16 protein-coding genes and 1 pseudogene are annotated in these 16,818 nt (G+C 69.3%); 5 read left to right on the top strand and 12 right to left on the bottom strand.

Annotation, left to right across the window (positions count from 1 at the left end; translation table 11 throughout):
* Position 1: 1 nt before the first annotated feature.
* Positions 2-2,167: a glycogen debranching protein GlgX gene (gene glgX, locus AC1DWP_RS00085; RefSeq protein ID WP_477612422.1), complete on the bottom strand. Its 2,166-nt coding sequence runs from the start codon at positions 2,165-2,167 to the stop codon at positions 2-4.
* A 187-nt stretch (positions 2,168-2,354) separates the two neighbouring features.
* On the opposite strand from glgX, the gene fabG reads away from it, so the two are divergent.
* Complete coding sequence (fabG, locus tag AC1DWP_RS00080) at positions 2,355-3,110, top strand: 3-oxoacyl-ACP reductase FabG (protein WP_477612421.1); 756 nt, start codon at positions 2,355-2,357, stop codon at positions 3,108-3,110.
* Here the strand turns inward: fabG and AC1DWP_RS00075 are convergent.
* Positions 3,083-3,607, bottom strand: coding sequence for a nitroreductase family deazaflavin-dependent oxidoreductase (locus tag AC1DWP_RS00075; RefSeq protein ID WP_477612420.1), 525 nt, complete (start codon positions 3,605-3,607; stop codon positions 3,083-3,085). The genes fabG and AC1DWP_RS00075 overlap by 28 nt on opposite strands.
* A gap of 100 nt (positions 3,608-3,707) precedes the next feature.
* Here AC1DWP_RS00075 and AC1DWP_RS00070 point away from each other — a divergent pair, with 100 nt between their 5' ends.
* Both AC1DWP_RS00070 and AC1DWP_RS00065 read left to right on the top strand, forming a co-directional pair.
* A complete protein-coding gene (locus AC1DWP_RS00070) occupies positions 3,708-4,091 on the top strand; it encodes an ArsR/SmtB family transcription factor (RefSeq protein WP_477612419.1) in 384 nt (127 codons plus the stop codon).
* Complete coding sequence (locus AC1DWP_RS00065; protein ID WP_477612418.1) at positions 4,088-4,582, top strand: SRPBCC family protein; 495 nt, start codon at positions 4,088-4,090, stop codon at positions 4,580-4,582. The genes AC1DWP_RS00070 and AC1DWP_RS00065 overlap by 4 nt, the downstream gene beginning before the upstream one ends.
* Before the next feature lie 24 nt (positions 4,583-4,606).
* On the opposite strand, the gene AC1DWP_RS00060 is transcribed toward AC1DWP_RS00065, so the two are convergent.
* The 4 genes from AC1DWP_RS00060 to AC1DWP_RS00045 all read right to left on the bottom strand — a co-directional run bounded on the left by AC1DWP_RS00060 (position 4,607) and on the right by AC1DWP_RS00045 (position 8,374).
* Positions 4,607-5,593 (bottom strand): NADPH:quinone oxidoreductase family protein, encoded by a 987-nt coding sequence (locus tag AC1DWP_RS00060; protein ID WP_477612417.1) that lies wholly within the window; start codon positions 5,591-5,593, stop codon positions 4,607-4,609.
* A gap of 75 nt (positions 5,594-5,668) precedes the next feature.
* A complete protein-coding gene (locus AC1DWP_RS00055) occupies positions 5,669-6,460 on the bottom strand; it encodes an SDR family oxidoreductase (protein ID WP_477612416.1) in 792 nt (263 codons plus the stop codon).
* Complete coding sequence (locus AC1DWP_RS00050; protein ID WP_477612415.1) at positions 6,457-7,245, bottom strand: SDR family oxidoreductase; 789 nt, start codon at positions 7,243-7,245, stop codon at positions 6,457-6,459. Before AC1DWP_RS00050 ends, AC1DWP_RS00055 begins: the two co-directional genes overlap by 4 nt.
* Positions 7,229-8,374 carry an acyl-CoA dehydrogenase family protein gene (locus tag AC1DWP_RS00045; protein WP_477612414.1) on the bottom strand — a complete coding sequence of 382 codons (1,146 nt, stop codon included), beginning with the start codon at positions 8,372-8,374 and terminating at the stop codon, positions 7,229-7,231. Before AC1DWP_RS00045 ends, AC1DWP_RS00050 begins: the two co-directional genes overlap by 17 nt.
* A 63-nt stretch (positions 8,375-8,437) precedes the next feature.
* On the opposite strand from AC1DWP_RS00045, the gene AC1DWP_RS00040 reads away from it, so the two are divergent.
* Positions 8,438-9,037 carry a TetR/AcrR family transcriptional regulator gene (locus tag AC1DWP_RS00040; RefSeq protein ID WP_477612413.1) on the top strand — a complete coding sequence of 200 codons (600 nt, stop codon included), beginning with the start codon at positions 8,438-8,440 and terminating at the stop codon, positions 9,035-9,037.
* A 22-nt stretch (positions 9,038-9,059) separates the two neighbouring features.
* Here the strand turns inward: AC1DWP_RS00040 and ettA are convergent, their stop codons facing one another.
* From ettA to AC1DWP_RS00015, 5 genes are all read right to left on the bottom strand, one after another.
* The gene (gene ettA / locus AC1DWP_RS00035; RefSeq protein WP_477612412.1) at positions 9,060-10,742 is read right to left on the bottom strand and encodes an energy-dependent translational throttle protein EttA; all 1,683 of its coding nucleotides are present in this window, start codon (positions 10,740-10,742) and stop codon (positions 9,060-9,062) included.
* 43 nt (positions 10,743-10,785) lie between these two features.
* Positions 10,786-11,397, bottom strand: a complete 612-nt coding sequence (locus AC1DWP_RS00030) for a single-stranded DNA-binding protein (RefSeq protein ID WP_477613401.1) — start codon at positions 11,395-11,397, stop codon at positions 10,786-10,788.
* A 170-nt stretch (positions 11,398-11,567) separates the two neighbouring features.
* Positions 11,568-13,280: a GTPase gene (locus AC1DWP_RS00025; protein WP_477612411.1), complete on the bottom strand. Its 1,713-nt coding sequence runs from the start codon at positions 13,278-13,280 to the stop codon at positions 11,568-11,570.
* Positions 13,277-14,980, bottom strand: coding sequence for a dynamin family protein (locus tag AC1DWP_RS00020; protein WP_477612410.1), 1,704 nt, complete (start codon positions 14,978-14,980; stop codon positions 13,277-13,279). Before AC1DWP_RS00020 ends, AC1DWP_RS00025 begins: the two co-directional genes overlap by 4 nt.
* Positions 14,981-15,155: 175 nt before the next feature.
* Positions 15,156-15,920, bottom strand: coding sequence for a hypothetical protein (locus AC1DWP_RS00015; protein ID WP_477612409.1), 765 nt, complete (start codon positions 15,918-15,920; stop codon positions 15,156-15,158).
* 60 nt (positions 15,921-15,980) lie between these two features.
* On the opposite strand from AC1DWP_RS00015, the gene thpR reads away from it, so the two are divergent.
* On the top strand, positions 15,981-16,547 hold the full coding sequence (gene thpR / locus AC1DWP_RS00010) for an RNA 2',3'-cyclic phosphodiesterase (protein ID WP_477612408.1): 567 nt from the start codon (positions 15,981-15,983) through the stop codon (positions 16,545-16,547).
* 82 nt (positions 16,548-16,629) lie between these two features.
* Here the strand turns inward: thpR and AC1DWP_RS00005 are convergent.
* Positions 16,630-16,818 (bottom strand): annotated as a pseudogene (locus tag AC1DWP_RS00005) (hypothetical protein); the annotation flags it as partial.

Below are 16,818 nucleotides of genomic sequence, written 5' to 3'. Positions count from 1 at the left end.
TTCATCGGCGGGCGGCGGCCGCTCCCGCGGGCGATCCGGACGGAAGCGGACGAGGGCAGCGCAGCACGATGACACTGCGGCCGTTGGCCTTGACCTTGGCGTCGGGCTTGTACTCCTTGGCCTCGACCTCCTGGGCGGAGGTGTCGAGCTCGGTGACCCAGCGCTCGCCGTACTCCTTGCCCGGGAGGACGAACGGCAGCACCTCGTGGTGGCCGTTGAAGATGACGAGGAAGTGGTCGTCGAGGGTCTGCTGCCCACGCGTGTCGGGCTCCGGGATGGTCTGGCCGTTGAGGAACACCATCATCGAGCGCGCGTAACCGTTGGCCCAGGAGTCCTCGTCCATGTGGTTGCCGCCCGGCTCGAACCACGCGATGTCGCCCACGGCGCTCTCCCCGCCGTGGTCGGCCGACCCGGCGAAGAAGCGACGGCGACGGAAGACCGGGTGGTCGCGGCGCAGCTCGACGAGCCGCTGCGTGAAGGCAATGAGGTCGAGCTGGTCCTGGTCGAGGTCCCAGTCGATCCAGGAGATCTCGTTGTCCTGGCAGTAGCCGTTGTTGTTGCCGCCCTGGGTGCGACCGAGCTCGTCACCGTGCAGCAGCATCGGCACGCCCTGCGAGAGCAGGAGGGTCGCCAGCATGTTGCGCTGCTGCCGCAGCCGGAGCGCGTTGACCTTCTTGTCCTTGGTGGGACCTTCGACGCCGCAGTTCCAGGAGCGGTTGTGGCTCTCGCCGTCGTTGCCGTCCTCGCCGTTGGCGTCGTTGTGCTTCTCGTTGTAGGACACCAGGTCCCGTAGCGTGAAGCCGTCGTGGGCGGTGACGAAGTTGATCGACGCGATGGGCTTGCGACCGCTGTGTTCGTAGAGGTCGCTGGAGCCGGTGAGGCGCGAGGCGAACTCGCCGAGGGTCGCGCTCTCGCCACGCCAGAAGTCGCGGACGGTGTCGCGGTACTTGCCGTTCCACTCGGTCCACAGGGGCGGGAAGTTGCCGACCTGGTAGCCGCCGTCGCCGACGTCCCAGGGCTCCGCGATGAGCTTGACCTGGCTGACCACCGGGTCCTGCTGGACCAAGTCGAAGAACGCCGAGAGCTTGTCGACCTCGTGGAACTGGCGGGCCAGCGTCGCCGCGAGGTCGAACCGGAAGCCGTCGACGTGCATCTCGGTCACCCAGTAGCGCAGCGAGTCCATGATGAGCTGCAGCACGTGGGGGTGCCGCATCAGCAGGCTGTTGCCGGTGCCGGTCGTGTCGTAGTAGTGGGCCTTGTCGTCGTCGACCAGCCGGTAGTAGGCCGCGTTGTCGATCCCGCGGAAGCAGATGGTGGGCCCGAGCTGGTTGCCCTCGGCGGTGTGGTTGTAGACCACGTCGAGGATGACCTCGATGCCCGCCTCGTGGAGCGCCTTGACCATGCCCTTGAACTCCGCCACCTGTTCGCCGCGCGTGCCGTAGGCCGCATAGCCGTTGTGGGGGGCGAGGAACCCGATCGTGTTGTAGCCCCAGTAGTTCGACAGGCCCTTGTCGCGCAGCGTGAAGTCGTTGACGAACTGGTGCACCGGCATCAGCTCGATGGCCGTGATGCCGAGGTTCTTGAGGTGCTCGATGATCACCGGGTGGGCGATCCCCGCATAGGTGCCGCGGATCTCCTCCGGGATGTCGGGATGGGTCTCGGTGAGGCCCTTGACGTGGGCTTCGTAGATGACGGTGTTGTGGTACTCGTGCCGTGGGAGGCGGTCCTGGCCCCAGTCGAAGAAGGGGTTGATGACCACACCCATCATCGTGTGGCCGAGGCTGTCCTCCACGTTGGCCTTGGCCGGGTCCTCGCTCGGCGACCCGAAGTCGTAGGAGAACAGCGACTGGTCGCCGTCCGGCTGGCCATCGATCGCCTTGGCATAGGGGTCGAGCAGCAGCTTCTGGGGGTTGCAGCGGTGACCGTTGGCCGGGTCGTAGGGACCGTGGACGCGGTAGCCGTAGCGCTGCCCGGGCTGGACGCCGGGCAGGTAGGCGTGCCACACGAAGCCGTCCACCTCCGGCAGCGGGACGCGGGTCTCCGCGCCCTCGTCGTCGATGAGGCACAACTCGACCTTGGTGGCCACCTCTGAGAACAACGCGAAGTTCACGCCGGTGCCGTCGAACGTTGCGCCGAGCGGGTAGGACTTGCCGGGCCAGATTTCCATGCATCGCCTTCGTCGTAGAGCAGCCCTCGTCCTGGGGCCGTGGTGAAGAAGGACGTCGACGGCCTCCAGCGACCCCATTGTGCCCGAGCCCACAGCCTTTTCACGCCACCGGTCGCCCCAGGGGTAAGCGCCCGCTTAGTACACTCGCCGAGACACCTCACCCGCCAAGCCCTCTCAGGAGTCCCGCATGAGCACCCAGCGCACCGCGATAGTCACCGGAGCCGCCCGCGGCATCGGCGCAGCAACGGCCAAGCGTCTCGCCGCGGCGGGACACGCCGTGGCCGTGCTCGACCTCGACGAGTCAGCCTGTGCCGACACGGTTTCGGCCATCACCGACGCCGGCGGCCGGGCGCTGGCTGTGGGCGTCGACGTGGCTGATGCCGCCCAGGTCGAGGCCGCCGTCCAGCGCGTCGCGGACGAGCTCGGGGCGCCGACGATCCTGGTGAACAACGCGGGGATCACCCGCGACAACCTGATCTTCAAGATGACCGAGGAGGACTGGGACGCGGTCATCAACGTGCATCTGCGTGGCTCGTTCCTCATGACGCGCGCCGTCCAGGGCTACATGACCAAGGAGAAGTTCGGCCGTATCGTGAACCTCTCCTCCAGCTCTGCGCAGGGCAACCGCGGCCAGGTGAACTACTCGGCGGCCAAGGCGGGCCTGCAGGGCTTCACCAAGACCCTCGCCATCGAGCTCGGGAAGTTCGGCGTGACCGCGAACGCCGTCGCCCCGGGGTTCATCCAGACCGAGATGACCAAGATGACGGCAGAGCGGCTCGGAGTCTCGTTCGAGGACTTCATCGCCCACTCGGCGGCCGCGATCCCCGTCCAGCGGGTCGGCCAGCCCGAGGACATCGCCGCCACGATCGGCTTCCTCTGCTCCGAGGAGGCCGGCTTCGTCTCCGGCCAGGTCATCTACGTCGCGGGCGGCCCGCTCGACTGAACCGGTCGACTCCGGGACGGTCGCAAGGCGACCATCGGGAGCTCGGCGACCATGCGCCGGCGGGCTCCGGTGCTCCCGTCGTAGCGCCAGCCGAGCAACGTGGTCAGCGTCCACCGCACCAGCGGTGCGATGAGCAGGTTGCGCCGCTCATAGGCGGCGTAGACCTCCTGCGCCTCCTCGAGCCCCAGGACCCGGTATGCCGCGGGCCTGGGTCCGCGTCCGAAGTCCACTGCGGCCGGCCCGCCTGCTTCGAGGTTGCGGAACCAGTCGGAGCTCCTGCCGTAGCCGGACACGACGGTCGCCTCACCGGTCGACCTGTCGCGGCGCACCACCTCCACGACAACCGTGAAGCGCTCTCCGCTGTGGCGTCCGGTGTGCGTGAGCTGGAGGAACCGGTGACCGAGGATCCATCCGAACCCGTTGGCGTACAACGCATTCGGAAGGGCAAAGACGGCGCGCAGCCAGGGCTTGAGGTCCTGGCTTCGGGTTCCGGGCACCTTCTCACGCTACGCCGGCGATGCGGCATACCCCTTGACAACCGGGCGTCCTCAGGGCGATAGTTTCCTTAGCAGTTAATAAACCGAATGGTTAAGGACAATGGACCACGATCAGCTCAGCAGCACGTTCGCCGCCCTGGCGGACCCCACGCGGCGCGCCATCCTCGAGCGCCTCGCCGGGGGTGACCTCACGGTCGGGGAGCTCGCAGAGCCGTTCGCCATGACCCTGCCGGCGATCTCCAAGCACCTGTCGGTGCTGGAGCGGGCCGGGCTGATCGCCAAGGACCGTGACGGGCAGCGGCGTCACTGCCGGATCACCGCCACGCCATTGAGGAGCGCCACGTCCTGGCTCGAGGGGTACCGCCGCCACTGGGAGGCCAACCTCGACCACCTGGACGCGTACCTCACCCGCATCCAGGGACCCGCATCCCCCGATGCACACCCCGACACACCCACCACCTCACACCACGAGGAGAAGTCATGAGCAACACAGCTGCCGAAACCAACCAGCGCGCCACCGTCACCCAGCAGGGAAGCGAGCTCGTCATCACCCGAACCTTCGCCGCGCCCGCCGCCCTCATCTACGAGGTCATGACCACGCCGGAGCACATCCGCCAGTGGTGGGGTGCCGGCCACGGCGACGTCACTGTCTGCGAGGTCGACCTCCGTGTCGGTGGTCGCTGGCACTTTGCCCAGGTGACCCCTGGGGGTGACGAGGTGTCGTTCTCCGGCGAGTACCGCGAGCTCGACCCTCCGGGCCGCCTGGTGCACACCGAGGTCTTCGACAACATCCAGAGCCCGCCGTCACTCATCCAGTCGACCTTCACCGAGCAGGACGGCCTGACGACACTTCGGGCCGTGATCACGTACGACTCCCCCGAGACCGTCGAGCTGGTGCTCGCGTCCGGCATGGAGGTCGGGCTCAACGACTCCTACAACGCCCTCGAGAAGGTCGCCCAGGGCCTCGCCGGCTGAGCCGGCGGCTGCCCACAGCTGACGTCAGGCGCCGAGCACCACGATGCGTCCAGTGCTCTCTCCGGCTCCGAGCCGGGTGAGGGCACTGCGCGCGTCCTCGAACGCCACCTCTTGGGAGACAAAGGGCTTGATGGCCCCACTTGACGCCCACTTCCCCAGCTGGAGGTGGGCAGCCTCAGCCACGTCGTGGTCACGCTGGAGGTAGAGCCCCCAGTGCAGTCCCAGGATCGAGTAGTTCTTGACCAGCGCGTGGTTGAGGGCTGGCGTCGGGATGGTCCCGCTGGTGAAGCCCACGACGAGGATCCGCCCCTCGAAGGCCACGACCTTGGTCGACGCCTCGAAGGCGTCGCCACCCACCGGGTCGAACACCACGTCGGCGCCGTCGGGTCCCACTGCCCCCTTGAGGGCGGCCACGAGGTCGCCGGCCGAGCGGTCGACCACGACGTCCGCACCGGCTTGGCGGGCGACGTCCGCCTTGGCGGCATTGCCAACCACGGCGACGACCCGCGCACCGAGGGCCTTGCCGACCTGCACGGCCGCCAAGCCGACACCGCCCGCCGCGGCGTGCACCAACAGCGTCTCGTCGGCGTGAAGGCCGGCCCGACGGACCAGCCCCACGTAGGCCGTCTGGTAGCCGATCGTCAGGGCGCTCGCCTGGGCGTCGGAGAGTGACGGCGGTGCGGCGAAGGCGCCGGTCGCGGGCATGAGGCACAGCTGGGCCAACCCGCCGTGCGGGACGGCCGTGGTGCCCACCACCCGGTCGGCCACCGCGAAGCCTGTGACGCCCTCGCCGAGCTCGAGCACCTCGGCACAGACCTCGACTCCCGGGGTGAAGGGGAGGTCCGGTCGCACCTGGTAGTGGCCGCGGGCCATGAGCACGTCGGGGAAGTTCAGGGCAACGGCCAGGACGCGGACCAACAGGTGGCCCGGCTTGACGCGCGGCTCGCTGCGCTCGGTCAGCCACATCACGTCAGCCGGCTCGCCGTGGGAGGTGACCTGCCAGGCCTTCACGGAGTCTCCGATGTCAGTGTCAGTGTCAGTGCCAGTGTCAGTCGGTGCCCATGGTGTCAGTGGTTGATCACGCTGTCAGCCGGTGCCCATGGTGACCGCCGGGAGGGAGGCCGCCATCCGGCGCATTCCGGCAAGCCAGCGATCCGGGTCGGCGGCCCGGCCGGCATACATCTCGGCGACCTCGGGGTGGGGAAGGACGAGGAACCGTCCGTCGTCCATCGCGGTCATGAGGTCGCGCGCGACGTCATCGGGATCGACCGCGCCCGGCTCCATGAGGGCTCTGCCGGCAGAGCCGGAGTTCCAGAGCATGTCGGTGCGCACCCCCTGCGGGCACACGGCGTGAACCCGAATCCCCTTGTCGCCGTAGGTCATCGACAACCACTCGGCAAAGGCCAGCGCGGCGTGCTTGGTCACGGCGTAGGGAGCCGCGCCCGGGATCGACAGCAGGCCCGCGGCAGAAACGGTCGCGATGAACGTGCCGCTCCCGCGCTTGACCCACTCGGGAACGAGCAGCTTGGCGGCGCGGACGTGGGCCATCACGTTGACGTTCCACGACACCTCCCAGGCCTTCTCGTCGACCGCCTCGGTCCCCCCGCGAGCCACGCCTGCGTTGGCGCAGAACACCTCGACCTCTCCGAGGTGCTCACGAGCCGCCCCGACCAGGGCTGTCACGCCCGCCTCGCTCGAGGCATCACCAGGGACTGCGACGGCCCCGAGCTCGAGCGCGGTGGACTCCGCTGCCTCCGCGTCGAGGTCGTTGACCACGACCCTGGCGCCCACTGCCACGAACGCCCTGGCGTAGGCAGCGCCGATCCCCCTGCCGGCGCCCGTCACGATGACCCCGCGCCCCGTCAGGTCAGGGCTCACAGGCCGCCCCCGAGCGTGACGCCTCCGTCGACGACGAGGGTCTGGCCGGTGACCCAGCCTGCGTCCGGGGACAGCAGGAACGACACGGCTCCGGCGATGTCCTCCGGCGCACCCAGGCGCTTCAACGGGTAGGCCGCCGCCACCTTCTCCTCCCGACCCTCGTAGAGGGCCTGGGCGAACTGGGTCTTCACGATCGCCGGAGCGACGGCGTTGACCCGGATGGCGGGTCCGAGCTGGTAGGCCAGCTCGACGGTGAGGTGGATCAGGGCGGCCTTGCTCACGGCATACCAACCAATCGTGCCGGTGGCGCCGAGCCCGGCGATGGACGCGACGTTCACCACCGCTCCCGGCCGATCGTCTCGGCCCAGCCCTGAGGCGACGGCCTTCTGGATCCACGAGAACGCGGCCAGGACGTTGACGTCCATGATCTTGCGCGCCACGTCGAGCGGCGCGTCGAGCATGGGGCCGTAGGCCGGGTTGATGCCAGTGTTGTTGACGAGGTGGTCGAGGCCTCCGAACCGCTCGTGGGCGACTCGGATGACCTCGTCCTGGTGTGCCTCGTCGGCGGCATTTCCTGCCACACCAATGGCTTTCGACTCGCCGCCGAGGTGCTCCACGGCCGCTGCCAGCGCCTCGGGCTTGCGCGCCGTGATGACGACTCGGGCGCCCTCGGCAACCAGCTTCTCGGCGATACCGAGCCCGATGCCCCGCGAGGCTCCGGTGACGATGGCGACCGTTCCCCCGTGGACCCCCTGCCCGGCGCTCACCTCAGAGTCCGAGGTCACGGCCGATGAGCTCCTTCATGATCTCGTTCGACCCTGCCCAGATCTTCGAGACCCGGGCGTCGCGCCAGGCGCGAGCGACGCGGTACTCGTTCATGAAGCCGTAGCCACCGTAGAGCTGGACGCACTCGTCGAGGACGTCGTTCTGGACCTGGGCGGACCACCACTTGGCCTTGGCTGCGTCGACGGCACTGAGCTTCTGCTCGGCGTGCGCCGCGATGCAGTCGTCGACGTACGCCTGGGTGACCTCGAGCTTGGTCTGCAGCTCGGCCATCTTGAACTTGTTGTGCTGGAACGAGCCCACGGGCTGGCCGAACGCCTTGCGCTCCTTGGTGTACTCGACCGTCTCGCGGAAGATCTGGAAGGCGTGGGCGGTGTTGGCCACCGCCGCGCCGACCCGCTCCTGGGGCAGGCGCTGCATCATCGAGATGAAGCCGAGACCCTCGGCCCCGAGCCGGTTGGCGTCGGGGACGCGCACGGCCTCGAAGAAGAGCTCGGAGGTGTCAGCCTCCTCCTGCCCGACCTTGTCGAGCTTGCGACCACGGCTGAAACCCTCCATGCCCGCCTCGACCATGAACAGGGTGATGCCCTTGGCGCCCTTGGAAGGGTCGGTCCGGGCGGCCACGATGACCAGGTCGGCCTGGTAGCCGTTGGTGATGAACGTCTTGGAGCCGTTGAGCACCCAGTCGTCGCCGTCGCGGACGGCGGTGGTCTTGAGGGCAGCGAGGTCGGAACCACCCGACGGCTCGGTCATCGCGATGGCGCAGATCAGGTCACCGTTGGCCATGCCCGGGAGCCAGCGCTCCTTCTGCTCCTGCGTGCCGAGGTCGACGATGTAGGGCGGGCAGACGTCGGAGTGGATCCCGAAGCAGGACGACACGGCGAAGTTGAAGCCGGCGATCTCCTCGGCCGCGATCGCGTTGAAGCGGTAGTCATCGGCGCCGGCACCGCCGAACTCCTCGGGGATGTCGAGACCGAACAGGCCCTGCTTGCCGGCTTCCTTCCAGATGTCGCGGTCGACCGACTTCACCTCGAGCATCTGCTCGGCACGCGGCTTGAGCGTGCGTTCGACGAACTCGCGGACCGAGCTGCGGAAGGACTCGTGGTCGGGACCGTACACATTGCGGGGCATGACATTCCTCCAAGGTGACTAAGCGCTTGCTTAGTCTGCGATGGCTGAGGCATGCTGTCAACCATGTCCAGTCCCGTACGCACCGTGGACTCCGTCACAGACGCGCCCCACCGACTTCTCGAAGCAGCGGCCGAGGCGTTCGCCGACCGGGGCTTCCACGCGACCACCACGCGAGACATCGCGTCGCGGGCCGGGCTGTCCCCGGCGGGCGTCTACGTCCACTTCTCCTCCAAGGAGGAGCTGCTCTACCAGCTCAGCCGTGAGGGCCACGAGGTCGCCCGCGACATGCTGTTGGCTGCCGCGAGCAGCGCCAGCTCCCCCACCGAGGCGCTGCGGGCGATCATGGGCCGGTTCGCCACCTGGCACGCGGAGCACTTCCGGGTGGCTCGCATCGTGCAGTACGAGTTCGCGAACCTCACTCCCGAGCACCGCGACGCCGTCCTGACGCTGCGCAAGCAGATCGACGCCGTCGTGCGCGACGTCGTGACCGCCGGTGTCGCGAGCGGTGAGTTCACCGTCGACGACGTGCCCGACACGACCCTGGCGCTCATGTCGATGGCGGTCGACGTCGCCCGCTGGTACGACCCAGTGATCAAGCGCTCCCCCGAAGCCATCGGCGCGGCCTACGCCGAACTCGGCCTGCGCCTCGTCCGCGCCGGCTAGCTCGTCCGCGCCGGCGTGACGCTCAGTCTCGGGTGAGCTTGCGGTAGGTGACGCGGTGCGGCCGCGCCGCGTCGGCCCCGAGGCGCTCGACCTTGTTGGCCTCGTAGGACTCGAAGTTGCCCTCGAACCAGTACCACTTGGCCGGGTCCTCGTCGTCACCCTCGAAGGCGAGGATGTGGGTCGCCACCCGGTCGAGGAACCACCGGTCGTGGCTGATGACCACTGCGCAGCCGGGGAAGTCGAGCAGGGCGTTCTCGAGCGAACCGAGGGTCTCGACGTCGAGGTCGTTGGTCGGCTCGTCAAGGAGCAGCAGGTTGCCGCCCTCCTTGAGGGTGAGCGCCAGGTTGAGGCGGTTGCGCTCGCCACCCGAGAGGACGCCGGTCTTCTTCTGCTGGTCAGGGCCCTTGAACCCGAACTGCGACACGTAAGCGCGGGACGGGATCTCGACGTGGCCCACGTTGATGTAGTCGTGGCCGCCGGAGACGGTCTCCCAGAGGTTCTTGTTCGGGTCCAGGCCGCCTCGGCTCTGGTCGACGTAGGAGATCTTGACCGTCTCGCCCACCTTGACCGAGCCACTGTCCGCCTCCTCGAGACCGACGATGGTCTTGAAGAGGGTGGTCTTGCCGACGCCGTTGGGGCCGATGACCCCGACGATGCCGTTGCGCGGCAGGGTGAAGGACAGGTTGTCGATGAGGACGCGGTCACCGAAGCCCTTCTTGAGGTTCTTGACCTCGATGACGGTCGAGCCCAGCCGCGGCCCCGGCGGGATGGCGATCTCGTCGAAGTCGAGCTTGCGTGTCCGGTCGGCCTCGGCCGCCATCTCCTCGTAGCGCGCCAGACGCGCCTTGGACTTCACCTGACGGGCCTTGGCGTTGGAACGGACCCACTCCAGCTCCTCCTTGAGGCGCTTGGAGAGCTTGGCGTCCTTCTTGCCCTGCACCTGCAGGCGCGCCTGCTTCTTCTCGAGGTAGGTCGAGTAGTTGCCCTCGTAGGGGTAGGCGCGACCGCGGTCCAGCTCGAGGATCCACTGGGCGACGTTGTCCATGAAGTAGCGGTCGTGGGTCACGGCGACGACGGCGCCGTGGTAGGCCGCGAGGTGCTGCTCGAGCCACAGGACCGACTCGGCGTCCAGGTGGTTGGTGGGCTCGTCCAGCAGGAGCAGGTCCGGCTTCTGGAGAAGCAGCTTGCACAGCGCGACGCGGCGGCGCTCCCCACCCGAGAGCACGGTGACGTCCGCATCCGGCGGCGGGCAGCGCAGGGCGTCCATGGCCTGTTCGAGCTGGGAGTCGAGGTCCCAGGCGTCGGCGGAGTCGATGGCCTCCTGGAGCTTGCCCATCTCCTCCATCAAGGCGTCGAAGTCGGCGTCCGGCTCAGCCATCTCCGCGGAGATCGCGTTGTAGCGGTCGAGCTTGGCCTTGATCTCGCCGGCCCCCTCCTCGACGTTGCCGAGGACCGTCTTCTCCTCGTTGAGCTCGGGCTCCTGCATGAGGATCCCGACCGTGAAGCCGGGCGTGAGGCGGGCTTCACCGTTGGAAGGGTGGTCCAGCCCGGCCATGATCTTCAGGACCGAGGACTTGCCGGCTCCGTTGGGCCCCACCACGCCGATCTTGGCGCCGGGGTAGAAGGAGATGGTCACGTCATCGAGGATGACCTTGTCGCCGTGGGCCTTGCGGGCCTTCGACATGACGTAGATGAACTCGGGCATGGGGGCAAGGCTATCGGCCGGGGCCCCCACGCCCGAATCCGCGTCAGACCGTCGAGAGCTCGCGCTCGCCCTCTCCGCGAGGCACCAGGCCCGTCGGCTCCTGGGCCACCACGTAGTCGTCCGTCTCGGGATCACCGGTGTCCTGCTCGTCCCCTGTGCTGCGTCGAGCGGCCAGGTCGCCGGGGTCGTAGGAGCCGAAGTCCTCCTCCTGGGCCGGGAGCTCACCCTCGAGCGCCGCCATCGCACCCTGGACGCCCTCGTCGGCCATCCGGTCGTTGGTGTCCAGCTGGGCGCGGGTCACCCGCGTCAGCGCGGTGGTGCCCCAGCTGAGGTCGTGGCCGACGTTGTAGGCGTCGATCTCGACCGACGTCGCGTGGGTGTTGTCCTGGCGCATCCACTGGTTGACCCGCAGCCGTCCGTAGACCACCACCGGCTCGCCCTTCTTGAGCGAGTGGGCCACGTTGGCGCCGAGCGACCTGAAGGCCGTGACGTTGTAGAAGCTGGTGCCGGCGTCCTCGTACTCGCGCGTCTTCGGGTTCGGCCGTCGCACCGTCGACGCCAGCCGGAAGGCCGCGAAGGGCACTCCGTTGCGTGTCGTGCGCGACTCCGGATCGGCGACCACTCGCCCGGTCACCGTGATGTAGGACTCGTTCATCTCGCTCACCTCATCTGTGTCGTTTCCCTGTGGGTTGGACGCAACAGTGAGGCAACGCGAGGCCGCGGACGAGCGTGCGCCGGAGCGCCTGTGGACGGTGTCAGGGGGCTGGACGTGCCTGTGCACGAACCCCGGCGCATCCGTGCCGCATCGCTGCCGTGTCGGGACGTCTAGCGTCGCGAGCTGGCCGGGGCCAGCCGCACCCCCGCCCGGTCCAACGACTCACGGGTGGCGCGGTGCCGGTCCAGGACCAGCCGCACCGGACCCACGATGCGCTCGCGGGCGACCCCGGCGACCTTGTCGGTCAACATGTTCCGGACTCGCTGTCCACGGCGACGGGCGCCTGCGCGCCCGAGGGTGCGGGCGAGTGCTGCGAGCGCCAGCCCCAGCAGCAGGCCCCCGGCGAACATCAGCAATGGGTAGGGCAGAGGTCCGAGCCGTGGTGGGTCCACGTCGGGAAGCGCCAGCCACCCCATCACCACGAGCGCGGCTAGCCAGAGGAACCCGAGGGCGGCGACGAAGGCAAGAAGTAGCTGGGCGAGCCCGAAGGCCTGCCACCACATCGGGGGGCGCATCTTCAGCGACGTGCCCACGACCGCCTGGTCGAGGGCGTCGGCCAGCTCGGGACCGGGCGGCGTCGCCGCGTCGGCGACCGCTTCGGCCCACCGGTTGGGCAGGCCCTCTGCGGCCTCGTCCCCGACCTTTCGGGTAGCCAGCTCGACGGCCGACCGGGCTGCCGGGGTGGGCGGGGGAAGGGAGGAACGCCCGAGAACGGTTCGGACGTCACCTGCCGTGACGGCGAGCTTCTCCTCCACCGCATCGCGGGTGTTGAGGCGCAGCCGCTTCATCGGGTCGGGGCGCAGGGCGCGCACCCAGCGGGTGAACGGCCACCCGGTGCGACCCCAGGCCTGGTTGCGGTAGTCCCTCTCGACGGCCGCCACGACCGTCGGGATCCCGGCAGCACGGGCGAGCGCGTCGACGAGCTCGGCGTCCACGGTGTCGGACAGCGTCGGCTCGGTCAGGGCCACCCCGCCGCGCAGGGTGGTCGCGCTGGCCGAGACGTCGGCAAGGAGCCGGTGCTGGGCCGCGTTCTGGGCAGCGACAGCCGTCGCAAGGCGGAGCCGGAGGTCGTCGATCCCCGTGCCAGCAGTGGCCGAGGTCGAGATCACCTGGACCCCCGGAATGCCGTCCTCCGCCGCCAGCCGCGCGAGGTCGCGACGGATCTGGCCCATCGCGTCCGAGGAGAGGCGGTCGGCCTGGTTCAGCACCACGACCGTCACGGCGTGATGGGTCGACAAGGTGCGGAGATAGTCGTCGTGAAGGCGAGCATCGGCGTACTTCTGCGGGTCGGTGACCCACACGAACACGTCGACGAGCTCGAGCACTCGCTCTGACTCGGCGCGGTGCGCCTCGACCCGCGAGTCGAAGTCGGGCAGGTCCAGCAGCACCAGCCCGTCGAGGTTCCAGGGGCTGTCGGGGCCGCCGGTCGGGTCCGTCGTCAGCGGGTCCACGTGGTGGCGTTGGGCCACGGACAACCAGTCGAGCAGGTCCGTGGCGTCGTCGTCGCCCCACACCGCAGCCACAGGGCGCGACGTCGTGGGCCTGCGGGCCCCGACCATGGCCACGGTTGAACCGACCAGGGCATTGAACAGGCTGGACTTGCCGGAACCCGTTGCTCCCGCGAGGGCGACGACGGTGTGGTTGCCGGTCTTGGAGATTCGTCCGGCGATCTTGTCGACCACCGCTCGAGCGGACGCCACCGCGGCCGGGTCGAGCTGGTTCCCCCCTGCGGCCACCGCCTGCTCGAGGGCACGGGTGCGCGCGGTCAGCTCCTCGACACTCACGGACTTGACCTGCTTGCTGCCCATCTTCAACGGGCTCATCGAACCGCCTTCACCGCTGCCGCCGCGTCGGCCAGGCGTTCGGCCTGGCCTTCTGTCGTCTCCACCCCGTCGAGGGCACCGTCGTAGCGACGTCGCTCCACGGCATACAGCTCCTGCACGTGCTCGAGCAGGCGCTTGCGCGCCTTGGCCGCCATGTCGCGCACCGCCTGGTCGCCGAAGATCGCCTCGAGCACCTTCTGGGCGAGCACCGCGGTGCCACCGGCGATGCCGACCTCGGCCCCGATCAGGCCCCCCGTGTGGGCGAACGCCACGAGCATCAGGATCACTCCGATGCCGTTGAGGCCGTAGGCCGCGATGCGTGCCGTGGTGCGGCGGTCCTTGCCCTCGCCACGCACCAGCTCGAGCACCTCGACCTGCCAGTCGCGGACGAGCCGCTCGACCTGTGGCGCCAGGTCGGTCGACGCCTTGGACAGCTCCGGTGTCTGCTCGAGCAGCCGATCTCCGCCGGGGAGCTGGCGCCACGTGCGCGCGACGGTTGCGGCGGCACCCTGCCCCTGGGCGTTGATGAGGGCGGCGACCCCGGTCTGGAGCGCCTCCCCCAGGTCGCCCGCGGGCGGGGCCTGACCCTTCAGCGCCGCCGTGATCCGGTCACGCACCTTCGAGATGGTCGACTCGACCTGCTTGAAGAACTCGCCAGTGCCGACGTACTCCTGCCAGCGGGCCAGCACCTCGCCGCGCAGCAGCGTGCCGTCGGTCATGCCGTGTTCGACGTTGGCCAGCGCCTCGCGGTATGCCGCCTCGGCGGCGTCGTGCAGGGCGTCCACCGCCTGGGCCTGCTGCCGGGAGGCCGTGACGAGGACGCCCGCGCGGTGGTCGAGGCTGCCGAGGGCGCCGTCGAGAGTCTGCTTGACGATGACCGAGCGGGCGCGGGCGTCGCTGGCGAGCGCGGTCAACCACGAACGGAGGCGGGCGACGTCGGGCTCGGGGAGCCGTCCCTCGTCGGTCAGGTCGGCTTCCGGGATCCCGAAGATGGGCGCGGTGGACAGACCCTGCTCACGCAGCATCGAGGCGAGGTGGCTGCGGATGTCGGCCATCGCCTCGGGCGGCACCCGGTCCAGCACGATGGCGATGGCGGTGCCGTGCTCGGACGCCTGGCGCAGCAGGTCCCACGGGACGGCGTCGGCATACCGGGCGGCCGTGGTGACGAAGAGCCAGAGGTCGGCTGCCGCGAGCAGCTGGGTCGCGAGTGCCCGGTTCGCACTCACCACGGAGTCGATGTCGGGAGCATCCAGCAGGGCCATGCCGGGGGGCAGCGAGCTCGACACGACGAGGCGCAGGGCGTTGACCCCGGCGCTGGCCGCAGCCCCGGTCACCCGGCTCAGCCCCGGCAGCACGCGGTCGTCGGAGAACCACCGCGCGTCCTGGGGGTGGTGGACCAGGACAGGGGTGGTCGTCGTCGGGCGGAGCACCCCTGAGCGGCTCACCTCGGCATCCACGATGGAGTTGACCAGGGTGGACTTGCCGGCCCCCGTCGAGCCACCGACCACCGCGAGCAGGGGCGCGTCGAGCGAGCGCAGCCGCGGGATGACGTAGTCGTCGAGCTGCTTGATGAGGGCATCGCGGGTGGCCCGTCCGACCACGACGTCGGGGATGTCGAGGGGCAGACCAGCCTGCTCGACCTGTTCACGGAGGGTCGTCACGGCGCCCAACATCGACATGGCGTCGTCCCTGGAAATCACACCGCAAGCCTAACGAATCGGACGCTGTGCGCCGTGCGCGACAGACCCGGTCGAAGCACCCGTTCGATAAAGATCCTGCCTCCTCGGGACCGAGGGCGGACGCGGGTGACGGGGTTCGCCCGACCGGGTCCGGTTTCGGGCCGGTTTCGGGGCCGGGACGCGAGGAGCTCAGGACCTAGAAGCGTCGGAAGTAGTCGTCGTAGCCGCTCGCCGTCGACCCGTCGCCGCTGCTGGTGCGTGGGTGGAGGCGTTCGACGGGTTCGATCAGCTCGACACCGTCGAGGGTGAGGTCGTCGATGTTGGCGTCCTGGGCCGGCGCCGGACGCCAGCGGCGGGGCTCTCGGACGGGTTGTTCGTCGTCCGGCTCGTCGAACTCCGCCGGAAGCCGCAGCCACCAGATCGCGACCAGTGCCAGCAGCAAGAGGCAGACGACAGGCATGGCGAGACCGTTGAGCAGCTGCTCGGTCGTGCTGGGCCCGGGATCGTAGGTGACGGTTTCGCTGTCCGCAGAGGGTGCGTTGGGGTCACCGCGGACCAGTCCCACTGCCGTGGACACCACGAAGACCAGGTTCAGCAGGACCGCGGCCACCCAGACGGCGAAGGTCTCCCAGCGCAGGAGTCCGGCGTGGCTGACCGGCTGCGCAAAGTGGAGCATGCCGAGGACTGCCAGCAGCAGCAGCGATCCGATGAGCATCCCTGTCGGAGACTGACCGAAGCCGAACCCGTACATCGCGAACACGAACAGCCTGTCGAGGAACGGTGTCGCCTCCGTGCGCGGCTCCCCGTCTGCCCCGTAGCTCTGCCCCGTCGACTGGAAGACCAGCCAGCTCTGGTAGGCGGTCGCGACGACTGCCACCGCGGCGGCCACCTCGAGCAGTCGAGCGGACACGAACCACGTGCGCGGCAGGGTCCAGTCCTGCCGCAACGACGTCAGCTGCATGGTTGGCCCCTTCCTCCCGGCGTCCAATCTAATCGAGGGGAGCGCCGCCACAATGGCCTGATGCGCATCTTTGCGGCCGTCGTGCCGACCGAGACCGCCCTGGAGGACCTCGCCGAGTTCCTCGACCCCCGCCGTGACGCCGGCCCGGACCTGCGGTGGACCGACTCCAGCCTCTGGCACGTCACCACCGCCTTCATGGCCGACGTGCCGAGCCGGCTGGTCGAGTCCCTGGTCGACGGGATCGCCGAGGCCGTGGGCGAACGTCCACCCATGTCGCTGCGCCTCAAGGGTGGCGGCGCCTTTCCCAATCCCTATGAGGCCAGAGTCACCTGGATGGGCGTCGACGGGGACCCGGAGTCCCTGGAGTCCCTTGCCGGCCTGGCGCGTGCCGTCCGCCGCGCCTGCAGCCATGTCGGCGCCAGCCCCGAGGGCGGGCCGTTCACGCCGCACCTCACGGTGGCCCGCTCACGCCACCCCTTCGAGGCCACGCGCTGGCTGCGCGTGCTCGATGCGTATGCCGGCCCGGCGTGGACGGCGGACGAGGTCACCCTTTTCGCGTCGCACCGTGGCGAAGGCCAGGGGCGCCCCCACTACGAGCCGATCGCCGTGGTCGAGCTGGCCGGCTGAACCGGTTGGCCGTGAGCGCCCCTGTAGGCATTCGGCTGATGGTTGACGGTTTTACGTCGGTTGATCCTTGACACTCCTTACGTCAGTTTGTCCTGCGGGTCTTGGTCAGTGCACCTCCCAAGGGTCGTTTGTTGCGGACGGGGCCGGTGCTGTCGCGTCGCACGGTGCGCAGCAGCTCGTTGCCGATCCAGAACTGGAGGGTGTCGGGGCCGACGTGGACGTCGCAGCGTTCACCGGCCCGGTGGCGTCCGACGGAGACCTGTTGCCAGGA

The organism is Pedococcus sp. P2_F6, from assembly GCF_056403675.1.
Note: the sequence above shows the minus strand (reverse complement) of the source record. Positions and strands in the feature narration are given on the sequence as shown.

Bases quoted from the DNA above. Each gene is read 5' to 3' on its own strand.
- AC1DWP_RS00040 (WP_477612413.1), top strand. From the start codon at position 8,438: ATGTCCAGTCCCGTACGCACCGTGGACTCCGTCACAGACGCGCCCCAC.
- glgX (WP_477612422.1), bottom strand. From the start codon at position 2,167: ATGGAAATCTGGCCCGGCAAGTCCTACCCGCTCGGCGCAACGTTCGAC.
- AC1DWP_RS00025 (WP_477612411.1), bottom strand. From the start codon at position 13,280: ATGAGCCCGTTGAAGATGGGCAGCAAGCAGGTCAAGTCCGTGAGTGTC.
- AC1DWP_RS00015 (WP_477612409.1), bottom strand. From the start codon at position 15,920: ATGCAGCTGACGTCGTTGCGGCAGGACTGGACCCTGCCGCGCACGTGG.
- AC1DWP_RS00045 (WP_477612414.1), bottom strand. From the start codon at position 8,374: ATGCCCCGCAATGTGTACGGTCCCGACCACGAGTCCTTCCGCAGCTCG.
- AC1DWP_RS00070 (WP_477612419.1), top strand. From the start codon at position 3,708: ATGGACCACGATCAGCTCAGCAGCACGTTCGCCGCCCTGGCGGACCCC.
- AC1DWP_RS00065 (WP_477612418.1), top strand. From the start codon at position 4,088: ATGAGCAACACAGCTGCCGAAACCAACCAGCGCGCCACCGTCACCCAG.
- thpR (WP_477612408.1), top strand. From the start codon at position 15,981: ATGCGCATCTTTGCGGCCGTCGTGCCGACCGAGACCGCCCTGGAGGAC.
- ettA (WP_477612412.1), bottom strand. From the start codon at position 10,742: ATGCCCGAGTTCATCTACGTCATGTCGAAGGCCCGCAAGGCCCACGGC.
- fabG (WP_477612421.1), top strand. From the start codon at position 2,355: ATGAGCACCCAGCGCACCGCGATAGTCACCGGAGCCGCCCGCGGCATC.
- AC1DWP_RS00030 (WP_477613401.1), bottom strand. From the start codon at position 11,397: ATGAACGAGTCCTACATCACGGTGACCGGGCGAGTGGTCGCCGATCCG.